General features: G+C 57.4%; 10 protein-coding genes. All 10 read right to left on the reverse strand.

Annotated features, from left to right (window positions below; all coding sequences use genetic code 11):
- Positions 1–306: 306 nt before the first annotated feature.
- Positions 307–1,239 carry a peptidoglycan-binding protein gene (locus tag Q7U76_08270; GenBank protein MDO8356366.1) on the reverse strand — a complete coding sequence of 311 codons (933 nt, stop codon included), beginning with the start codon at positions 1,237–1,239 and terminating at the stop codon, positions 307–309.
- 125 nt (positions 1,240–1,364) lie between these two features.
- Positions 1,365–1,964 carry a hypothetical protein gene (locus tag Q7U76_08275; GenBank protein ID MDO8356367.1) on the reverse strand — a complete coding sequence of 200 codons (600 nt, stop codon included), beginning with the start codon at positions 1,962–1,964 and terminating at the stop codon, positions 1,365–1,367.
- A gap of 24 nt (positions 1,965–1,988) precedes the next feature.
- Positions 1,989–2,369, reverse strand: a complete 381-nt coding sequence (locus Q7U76_08280) for a PPC domain-containing protein (protein MDO8356368.1) — start codon at positions 2,367–2,369, stop codon at positions 1,989–1,991.
- Complete coding sequence (locus tag Q7U76_08285; protein MDO8356369.1) at positions 2,369–2,749, reverse strand: M12 family metallopeptidase; 381 nt, start codon at positions 2,747–2,749, stop codon at positions 2,369–2,371. Before Q7U76_08285 ends, Q7U76_08280 begins: the two co-directional genes overlap by 1 nt.
- On the reverse strand, positions 2,742–2,966 hold the full coding sequence (locus Q7U76_08290; protein ID MDO8356370.1) for a hypothetical protein: 225 nt from the start codon (positions 2,964–2,966) through the stop codon (positions 2,742–2,744). Before Q7U76_08290 ends, Q7U76_08285 begins: the two co-directional genes overlap by 8 nt.
- 65 nt (positions 2,967–3,031) lie before the next feature.
- Complete coding sequence (locus Q7U76_08295) at positions 3,032–4,267, reverse strand: DUF4157 domain-containing protein (GenBank protein MDO8356371.1); 1,236 nt, start codon at positions 4,265–4,267, stop codon at positions 3,032–3,034.
- Between the two features lie 15 nt (positions 4,268–4,282).
- The gene (locus Q7U76_08300) at positions 4,283–5,758 is read right to left on the reverse strand and encodes a DUF4157 domain-containing protein (GenBank protein MDO8356372.1); all 1,476 of its coding nucleotides are present in this window, start codon (positions 5,756–5,758) and stop codon (positions 4,283–4,285) included.
- Between the two features lie 553 nt (positions 5,759–6,311).
- Entirely contained in the window at positions 6,312–8,093 is a 1,782-nt protein-coding gene (locus tag Q7U76_08305) for a DUF4157 domain-containing protein (GenBank protein MDO8356373.1), read from the reverse strand.
- A 158-nt stretch (positions 8,094–8,251) separates the two neighbouring features.
- Positions 8,252–9,613, reverse strand: coding sequence for a DUF4157 domain-containing protein (locus Q7U76_08310; protein ID MDO8356374.1), 1,362 nt, complete (start codon positions 9,611–9,613; stop codon positions 8,252–8,254).
- A 145-nt stretch (positions 9,614–9,758) separates the two neighbouring features.
- Positions 9,759–11,034: ATP-binding protein (locus tag Q7U76_08315; protein MDO8356375.1), on the reverse strand; the 1,276-nt coding region annotated here is incomplete at its 5' end.

Genomic DNA, 11,034 nt, shown 5'->3' on the forward strand with positions numbered 1-11,034 from the left:
ACGACTCAATACACCAGAGGAACTAAGTCCATTGGCTCAAAAGACCTAGCAACGACGTCGCAGGAGAGGCGCCGGGGCCTAGCGAGAGGAGAGCAATCATAAGCTACCGAATGCATTGGAGTATTTGACTGGCACGCGAGACTGCATCGCTCAATAGAATCATGTAATTTCGCATTGCGATGAGATCCTCTTGGCAGAAGATCACCCTAAGCCAAGAGGCCCCGACATCAATCGAAGCGCAAAAAGCCCGAATCGCATCAATTCTGAAGCAGGAGCAGGCGAGGCCCTATCCGTAAGATCTGACGGCTAGAGTCCGAGAGCCGCGCGGGTCGCCGGGCCGACGATACCATCGGCCTTCAGACCCTGCTTCTGCTGGAACCGCGTAACGGCCTTCGCCACCGTCGGCCCAAATGTCCCATCGACGGAGATCGCCAGCCCCGCCCGAATCAGAGCCTGCTGCACAATCGTCACATCCTTTCCCTTGATCCGTGGCGTCTGTAACATAAGCACGCGTACGCCCACTTCCTCTGCCGACACGCGTACCGGCGCACCACTGCCCAATACCCCTTCATCGACGCGCACACCCCGAACATGAAACGGTAACGGCAAGCCCCATCGCCCCTCGTCGATCATCTCCCTGAAGGCCGCCATCCGATAGACGGTCCGCTGGAGCAGCAGATTCGAGTGCGTCGCAAGCCACTCTCGCCGCTCCGCCACATAATGAGCAATCCACTGCTGCTCCCCGATGTCCTGCGCTGATTGGTGCCGTTCGTCAGTCCTCGCTCGAATCCGATCCCATGACCCATGGATATGGCTATCATAGACAACGCCGATTCCCAACCCACTCGTCACTCCAATCGCTTCCGCATGTTGAACGCTCGGCGTCCAATAGACTCGGTCGAAAAACTCATCCTGCACCAACTGCATCACGGGATCGTCCCCGGCTTCCTTCAGCAAACTGCGAAGTTTCACATCGCCATCCAGTGCCAGATCCCGATTTGCCAAACGCTTCAGATACTTCTTGAGCGACGTCGCCAGCAACGCGTCATCAGCCTCACAATAATCTGTGACGAGCAAGTACAAGTTTCCACTGGCCAACGTCGTCTGCGCTCGCCCATACGTCAAGTGCCCACTATCACCGGGCAGGAGGGTGACGCGGCCATAGTCGCCGAGGGCTTTCCCTGTTTCAAATATGTTCACAATGGCCTGTGCCGACTTCTTCTGAAGATCTGACAGCATGTACTTCACCTCATTCACCAGGAAATAAACCACGCAGAGCCGCGAGGACTGCTTTCACAACGATCTCGCCAACATACAACTATGCCATCCTCATTGACGCTATCGCCTACCCTAACATCGGCTCGTCACACTTGCTCGATCCGCCCCCCTCTGGCCCGTCGATTCCAATCCATCGATATCCCTACGAGAACTTCTTCGATGAGCATCGTTGCATATCGCTGATACCGGATGCCTCTCCAAGCCCCCTCCACCTTCGACTTCAACACAAAGCGACGCGCCGCCACGGCATCGCCCTTCGCAGAGAACGTGTCATGATCGCCCGTTGCCGGATCGAAAAATCCGACATACCCACCAGGGTTGACCCCAAACGATCGCAGCGTCTTCCCATTGTAGACGCGCCCAAGAAAATCCTTCCGGCCACCCTTTTCCTCTCCGCCGGTGAAATACAAGGGGAGCAGAAAGTTGGCGACCTTGACGCCATCGATTTCGTAGCTCTCCGCCTGCACCGCATCACACATTTCATACCAATGAAAGACCGTGCGTTTTGGATCCGCAGGATGTGGCCTCTGCACCAGCAAATTCACTTCCGAGTCTCCGACAAACTCCAGCGCCTCATGCGACAAGGTGACGGTCCAATCTTCTTTTAACTGCTTGGCCAGCTCTGTGAAGACAAAGCCATAGGGCGCCCTCCTCCTCCCCCATGCGCGCCTCACTGACCACAGCATCGCTGTGTGAGTAGCCACAGGCCTTTACAGTTTTCGCACCTTGGTCGAGTACTTGCCGGTCCCACTCTGACGACTGTAATGGCGAACTTGCACAAAGTACTCACCGGCAATCAAGTCTCCGGCGATTCTGGCGTTGGAGTCGAGACCGGCATCGTCATCCTCCGCGATCAAAGCAGTCTCGTTATTCGGCCCGAACAGTTTCATGACCACATCCGTCTGACCGAGGGTATCAATCACATACCGCGCATCTGCTGCGGCCGTAAACCGATAGAGATCCTCTTCTCCCGCCTTCCCGATCGAGGCCTGGGTGCGACGTTTGGCATTGACGAGCAGCTCGACGGCGGTCGATGTCGTCCCGCCTGTTTTCGGATACATTTTCGCGCCGGCGATGAACGCCTTATCCATCAAGGACAGGACATCATTGGCTTTGGTCGCGATGCCGTTGAGAGTCCAGGAAGCAGGAAAAAATAGAGCATGATGGAGTCCGGATCGAACGCAGTCCCATTGATTTGCGCGGCGCTATATTTCCGCAAAATGTTGTGGCGTGCGTTCTCTTCACTCCAGAAGTTCGGCGATTTGGCGGCTTCACGAATAACCACAGCTTCGTTCCATTGGATACCGCCCGCAGGGTTTTGATGTTCATGGGCCAATCCAATGGCATGGCCAAACTCATGTCCCGCAGTCCCGCCCTCGAGGAACCCCAGGTTCATCGTCGGTCCATCCAACGGGATGCCACGGCAATCGGTGCCGATATAGGACCAGGCCCCGTCGTTGCGATCAAACACAATCCGAATCTCGGCATTCAGCCTGTTGCTTGGCGACGGTCTGCTCAGTGGAGGTGCCTCCCATAAATCGCATGTTGAGCGTCGAGCCATTGATCCAGGTCTTTCCGATGGGCGCAATCGCACGCCGCACGCCATCTCGCATCGGCTTGGTACGCTGCAAACGCATCAGGTCTCTGGGCAAAATCCGGTCGATACAGACGTTGGGACGCTTTTTCATTTCTACATCTCCGTTCAAGGCAGTCTCACGAGTTACTGACGCGAGCCTCAGGGCATTGCCGGCGTTTAGGGCACAGGGCACGCAGGGGTGTTGGTCCCATGTCCAAACAGATCAGCCACAAAACTCGCCAGGCATTCGGGATGACGGAAATTATGCAATCGACCGCCTACACTATGGGTGGGATTCCCAAAGCGTACATGGGCCCCTTCATGGATCAGCAAAAGCGCCTGCCTCTCCGGACCCGCGATGGCCCAAAATGTTGGACAGAGAAAAATGACGCGCACGCCCTCACAGGCAGAGGCGGATCGGTCCCGGCAATGTGTATCACAATCAGCGAATGTCGTCGCTCCGGTAATGCACCGATACCGCACCGGACCGGAATACAAATCAGCAATCGACTGCAAGCGTCGGGATACACGATCCAGCTCCTCTGAAAGCGCTTCGTTGAGAGTGGGCAACACCTCTCCGGTAAACCGATTCCGGAATCCTCGGCGAACCGCAGGCGGCAGACCGAATCGAGCGACAAAGGCCTGCCCTACCGGATGTGTCGTCACGTCGATGTCCATGGTCGCAGAGGCGGATCCGACGGCCGTAAGAATCGCCGCCGCTTGCGCCAATCCGGCTGCACGCGCGTCAAGTGCCGTCAACGTTGCGGTCGGATCGGCAGGCGCGCTATTGGCCCCCGCGCGACAATTGGTGCTCGCCACCGTTCGTTGAACATGCGCAGACCCGCGCATCCCGGTGCCAGCCTGCTGCAATACATGCGTGAGTTCATGCCCCAATAACCGTTTCCCCTCCGTCGCGTCAGGAGCATACTGCCCAACTCGAAAGACGATGTGGGAACCCACGGTGTAGGCCAGCGCCTGAACATCTGTCGCCGACCGGCTGGCCTGCGCATCGGTATGGACCCGCACATGCCCCAAGTCACGGCCAACGCGCGGTTCAAAAAATGATCGTGCTCCTGCATCCAACGCATGGCCCGGCGAGCCCAGCACCAATGGCACCGAAGCCGGCACCGCTTCACCCGATACACCGCTAGGCTTTCGGGAAATCGAGACCTCTTCCTCACAGGCCACGCATTGCCGCTGCACCCTCGACTCTGGCATCCGCATGACCTGCTCGGCGACCCGGTCAGCTTCTACTTCAGCGGGATCGTTCGGTTGACTGATGGCCAACTTGGGTTGCAAGAAAAGCGGGAGACCAGCCCCAGGAGTTTTCTTGGAATGCGCAGGGAGCTGCTCGACTGCTTTCCTGGCTGTTAGGCCAAAAGCATGTGTGGTAACCAACGCTGCTGGAGGCATCGTAGATCTTCCCGTCTAATCCAATGGGTTTCTTGCGCCAATTTTTTGGAGCAAGAGGTTAACGTCATAGGAAGTCCCGACCGCCTGACCGGTCGGGAGGGCCATCTTGCCAAGTTGTTCAGAGATCCCTTTTAATTCGCCCGTACCGTATCGAAACAATGGATCTCCCTCCAGCAACCCGGCGCCGCTCGTGAATCGTTCCTTGAGAAACCCACCCGGCATGTCGATAGAACCGTCGAACGGAAGCCACGTACCTTCCTTTCCACTGTTAATCCCGGTTGATCGATAAAAAGCCTGCGGGCCCCGGCTAGTTTCAACGACGATGATATCTCGCTCAGCATAGCGAATCACCGAGGACAGGAGCTTCGCACCCCCCGGCAACCGGAATGTAACCCCCGCGCCAAACCCAGCCACGGCACCACACCCTTCAAAGCCCCCGTTACTCGAAGAGCCCGCAATGCCAAATGACATGGCACAGCCAAAAGGATTGGCGAGACACATCTCCAACGCCAGCGATCCAAGCGATACGTATAAGGCTGTCAGATTGGCGGGTCCTGGCCCCCCATCGTAATTCCGATACTCGACTATTTCCCCGCTCCTCAGAAAAGTCTCAAGAGTGGCTCTGGCATATTTACAGCGTCGAGTCGGGGGATGACAGGCCAGATCGACGTCATGCTCAAGCAATTCAACGATACGAATCCGTACCTCTGCCGAGAACGTTTGACCTAACGCTGAATGTGGCAACTCCGAGCGCCCGGTACGACTGGCCAACGAGAGGTCAGGATCAATTTCTTCATCCGTCGCACAAGGTTGCCCACCACACACGTCAGGCCCGTTATAATCCAACGATAGCAAACTGGGGTTCTTTGGGGTGGAACGTGGCATCGCCCCTGTGGCCCCATCTCGCCCAAGAACCTCAAATAAAGCCGGCTTAATTTCGCGAATATACATTGTGCGTGCTTGGTCTTCGAAGAAGCGCAGCTTGGCATTGAGTTCATCGCGCAGGTCGGAAGACAACGTCCCGTCTCTTCGAATTCGAGCGGCATCCTGCTCCCCGAGCAATCGAGCATACTGTCGCCACGTTCGCTTACGCCGGTCCGCGGCAAACACCGCTGGCATCTCGATCTCTTCCTGCGGTAGCGGCTGACGCTGAAGCCCTATTCCACAACTCGAAGAGATCGACTGCTGAATCGTATGCGTCAGCTCATGCGCCAACAACTGCAGGCCTTTCGGAGTGTCAGGCATGTAGCGCCCGGCGTTGAAGACGACGTGAGAACCGACCGTATAGGCCTGAGCATTGACCTCCTGCGCCGACCGCTGAGCATCCCTGTCCGCATGAACGCGGACATCCTTCAGGTCTTGCCCAAACCTCGGCTCGAAGAAAGCACGTGCAGATGCAGTCAACGGCTGCCCTGGCGAGCGAAGGACAGAATCGACCGAGGCTGAAACATCGCCAACTGTGACACCTTGCGCCTTCCGCGATACCCTCACCGGCGCCTCTTCATTGCACGTCGGACAAGAAAACCCACCGCCCGCACATGTTCGCTGCACCCTCGGCATCGACATCCGCATAACTTGTTCCACTACCCGATCAGCTTCTTGTTCCGAGGGATCGTTCGATTGGCTGATGGCCAGCTTGGGGTGGAGAAAAGTCGGGAGGCCTACGGCGGTGGAACCAGAGGTAGAATTCTTTGTGAGAGAGGCAGTTGAGCGCGCAACCATCGGCCCAGGGGCAATTTCCCCAGGACGCCTTCTCGCTAAGACTGCTGTGGACATGCTGGTTCTCATCATGGATACCCAGAGTTGAATAACACGGCAATGGCTAGACCAAATGTGTCATGGTGCCACCTGATTAGCCCCTTCAGGCAACAGAACCATTCAAGAGAGGAATCTAGCTGTCACCCGTTTTCGCGACTCACAGGTCAACCCCTTCCCCATACTCATCGACATAGACCCCGAGCCATTTTCCTTCTATGGCGATTTGAAATTGCGTACAGCAGCATGCGCATGATTAGGCCACCTGAGGCCACAACTAACACGTTCGTCAGGTGATCACCCTCACGCTCAAATCGCTTTCCAGATAGTCGTAGGACAATGTTGGGATATCGGCATACACCTCAAACGGAACATCAAAAACCAATCCTGTCGCTTCCAGCCTGCTCAGTGGCACGGTCAATGTTTTCTGCTCAAGCCAGGCGCCACATTTCCCAGGACAAAAATCGATCGTATCTTTCACCCATAAACTCAACTGGGTGGTGATTCGGTAATTCTGCTCATTCGTAATATCATTTTTCACTGAAGGCTCAATGGCGATCATGCCTGAAACGGCCCTCCGGTCATTTCCACCAGCTCCGCCAGCCGTTAACGCTGTGTTCGGTGAGCCAATGACATCGTCGAATTCAAGCGGAGTACTCAGCAAAGACGCATCGGCAAGATGCTCAACTCGGTAGAAAGCAGGCTTATCCTCATAGACGTCAATCGCCTGCTTCTTGGCGTTGGCGACAATGTTCTGGAGAATGCTTTCCTGGTGATCCTGCGTGAGACCATCATCGCCAAACTTTTCCGCTAACGTACTATCGGGCGACCTGAACTCCCTCGGAGTCATATCATCTCCGGGCTTTCGGCTCATGTAGGCCTCCCACAACTCCTCTGCTTCGCCAGTAAGAAACTTAAATACATAGGTCTTCAAGTTGTCCTTCACAACCTCCTTCACTAATTGGGCGGTCTTTAAATCGGGGTACGGGGTGCAATAGGTGCTATCATCGCACTCGTTATATCCTGGCTCAGGGGCTTCGTCCGTGTCCGGCGCTTCCTCAGTCTCATCCTCTTGATCCTCGTCTTCGTCGACTTCTGGGGTCGGGGTGGGATCGGGGGCTGGCTGCGGAAAGTCACATGATGCAGGCTTGTTCCCTGTTCCAATGGCATCAAGCAGAGCTATAACCTCGTCATACTTCACAGGGAAATGTTGCAGCACGAACAGCGGGAAATCGTCCCTGTTACCAGGAACGGCTAATGTGCCCCGATTCCATCGCGAATGCAAACTCTGCGCACGATCTTGAGGGAGACCACAGAGATACCGCTGAAGCCAACGCCACTGCACATCCTCCGAGTCCTTCGCCGTCACGCTCACTATCGAAATCAAATCCTGGAGAATCTTCTGATGCCAGGCCGGCCAGTCAGTCTGCTTTCGTGCCACACTTGGCATGGAGGCATCCTCGCCTGTCTGCTGCACCACGTGCGTCAGTTCATGCCCCAGCAGCCGCTTCCCATCAGGTGAATGAGGCGCATAGCGCCCGGCATCAAACACAACATGGGAACCGACCGTATAGGCCAACGCATTCACAGCCTGCGCCGACTGCTGAGCCGCCTGATCCGTATGGATACGGACATCGCCAAGATCTCGTCCGAACCGTGGTTCAAAAAAGGCCCGAGCAGACAAACCCAACGGCTGCCCTGGCGAGCGAAGGACCGAATCGACCGAGGCTGAAGCATCGCCAACCGTGACACCTTGCGCCTTCCGCGATACCCTCACCGGCTCCTCTTCCTCGCATGCCGGGCAAGAAGACCCACCCGCCGCGCAAGTCGCACATTGCCGCTGTACCATCGGCTCCGGCATCCGCATGATCTGATCGGCCACATGATCCGCTTCCAACTCAGCGGGGTCGCTTGGTTGGCTGATGGCCAATTTGGGCTGCAGAAAAAGCGGAAAACCTCCGGCAGTCGAACTCGACAGAGCGCCTTTTGAGGAATGGCCGAGCGACGATACAATCGTCTGCTCCCGCTTATCATCCGGCACACGCTTTATGGATACAGCTATTGTCGACATCTTCACGCTCGTCATCTCAGCCTAGCGCTACGTTACTTGGCGAGTCTTGAAAAGACTCCCACCCGAGTTAATTCACCGACGGCTCAATTCTGGGTTCCTGAATTCGAAGCCGGTTTCACACATTCACCGCGCCTCTATTCATCCTTCTCTTGCCTGAGTCAAAGAGCCGTGCCTGGAGCGGAACCCGTACCTCTGGCGCCAGTGATCAGCGAGAGCGGAACCGTCGCATTACCGAACATCCAATAGTCCGTGGCACCTAACGATTGCATCTCGACTGCAGCCGCATGGACGCAATTGGTCCCTCTGACTCCATCACCAGGGAACAGGGAATACCCATAGCCTGCCGGATGCCATTCGTAGCGATCCTGGAACCACACCTGAACCGTCCCCGCAGCAGTATCAACCGCGTAGTCCATCCGGTCGATGGCGCCAAACGCATTCTGAAAATCTTCTTCCGCATAGTCAGGCTGCGTAATAGTGACGTACCCGGTTAAACTGCTGGTAATCGCCATAGCGAGCACACTACGAACCCCCGAATCGCGGCGAATGACGTCGGCAAGATCCTCCGCCAAATTGACACCTCCACCGGCAAGATAGTGATCGAGATGCGCTTGCCCGAGTGGTGAGCTCGACAACACCGTGTTGCGTGCAACTGCGAGTACATCCGCAGGGGACATTGACGCACAGGCACAGGCAATGCTGGCATCGACCGCTCCCCCTACTGTCGGCCCGAACATTCCCATGCTGCCGGTTATGGCCGCGCAAGAAGCAGCCGCATCTGCCTGGACATCAGTCCATCGTCCCGTCGGCGTATGGCCATGCGCGACGCCCGGGTGCCATTCCGGGATTGTAGTCGTAGGCCCCTCCCTGACCTGACGGGCAATGAGACCGAGACCGCCACCCTGTACGACGTGCGTCAACTCATGCGCCAGCAAACGCCTGCCGCTGTCGCTGTGTGGTGCGTACTGGCTATTATTGAAGACCACGTCACGCCCCACGGTATAGGCCAGGGCATTGACGGATCGAGCTGATTCTACAGCCTGGGCATCAGTGTGGATGCGCACGGCACTGAAATCGGTGCCGAAACGCGGCTCGAAGAATTCGCGGGTGTTGGGATCAAGCGGTTGGCCTCCCTGACGGAGGGTAGCCGAGACGGCGTCACGGTCTGAGCTTAGAGGCTTTGGCATCGATGGTATCGTCTGACGTTGCAACGCTTCTTCGTCTTCGCACCCCTGGCATAAACGCTGAATCGACGAGGTATGGTTCATGGTGGAATCGATACTCCGCTCAGCCAACGCGGGATCGGCCATACGCATGACCTGATCGGCGACACGGTCGGCTTCTTGCTCGGCAGGATCGTTCGGTTGACTGATGGCGGGCTTGGGTTGCAAAAATAACGGAAGACCGACGGCGGAAATATTCACCGCGAGATCGTCAGCATACGATGCGGGCGACGATACAAACCGCTGTTTGGGTGTAGCCTCCGGCACACGCGTTGTCGCCACGGCTGCTGTCAGCATGATCCTCCCTGCCGTCTACGCCCGGAACGCCATTGAAACACTCGCTCTTGTCACCCGACCACCCCCGACGCACAACCCGAACATCTCCGTATTGCGTTTCACCTCACACCCACCAATACGACGGATACCCCGTCTACAGGACGTCCTACATCGACCTCAACAAATCTGCAGGCACTTGTCGGCCCAGCTTTCGATACTCCGCGACGAGGCCCACCAACAGATCCGCATAATTGATGAGCCGCCGCGCTTCTTGTGCAAGCACCGCTGCGGTCAGCACCACATTCCGAATGTGCCCCCCTGCCAGATCTGCCGTGGCCGCCAATCGATTGAGATCCTGCGTGGTGAGCCGATGTCCGGCCCCCAAATGTGCCAGCCACAAATCCCGCCGCTCTTCAGGCCCCGGCGCGGGAAATTCGATGATCATGTCGAGCCGCCGGGAAAAGGCACCGTCGAAGCGGCTCCGGCTGTTGCTCGTGAGCAATACGATCCCGTCGTAGGACTCGATCCGTTGCAACACATAGTTCGTTTGCGCATTGGCAAAACGGTCGTTGGAATCCTTCACCTCGGTGCGCTTACCGAAGAGCGAATCGGCTTCGTCGAACAACAAGACCACGTCCGACCGCTCGGCTTGGGCAAAGAGTTGCGCAAGATTCTTCTCGGTCTCACCGATATACTTGCTCGTCACCGATGCCAAATCGACACGGTACAACGGCAATCCCAACAAGGTCGCCAACCAGCCAGCGGCCAAGGTCTTCCCGGTTCCTGACGGACCGACAAACAGCGCGCGGACGCCGGGACGATACCGCGTCGTCACAGCCACCCCCAGCGGTGAGGCCAACCCCTCACGCAACCGGCAGCGAACCGCCAGCACGTCCAGCTCCCGCCGCAGGGAAGCCTGGACCACTAACGCTTCATGAGGGATCGGATCGCGCAATGGCTGCGCCAAGGTATCCAAGCCCGTTCCCACCCCGGTCACCGAAACGGCCACCACATCGGCCACATCCGGAGAAACTCGCCCCTGCAACGACGCCTGACGACGCGCCATCGCACCCAGCATCTGTATCCGCGCGCTGCTATGGCGATGAGACTGTGCTAACGCTCCCGCCGAAGCACCCTCGCCGATCGCGTGATGCCATAAGCCTTCGCGCTCCTGTGCCGTGGGAATGGGCACCGTCCAACAAGGCACAGCCCGACCAGCCCGCTCGACGTTGCCTTCCGATCCCGTCACCGCCAAGACCGGGCCTGCATAGCCTGGGATGTCCGGCAGTCCCTTCCGCTCCCCCGGAGCCACCTCCACCACGAACACGGGAATCAGCCCCCGCAGCAGCAACCACGGCCCGAGCCCGGATATTTTCTCCGTCTCAATAAACACCGGACGGCACTGCATGGCGGTGGCCATAGCCGCCGCCGAGGATTTCGCC

It is taken from the genome of Nitrospirota bacterium, assembly GCA_030645475.1.
In the GTDB taxonomy this organism is placed as follows: domain Bacteria; phylum Nitrospirota; class Nitrospiria; order Nitrospirales; family Nitrospiraceae; genus Palsa-1315.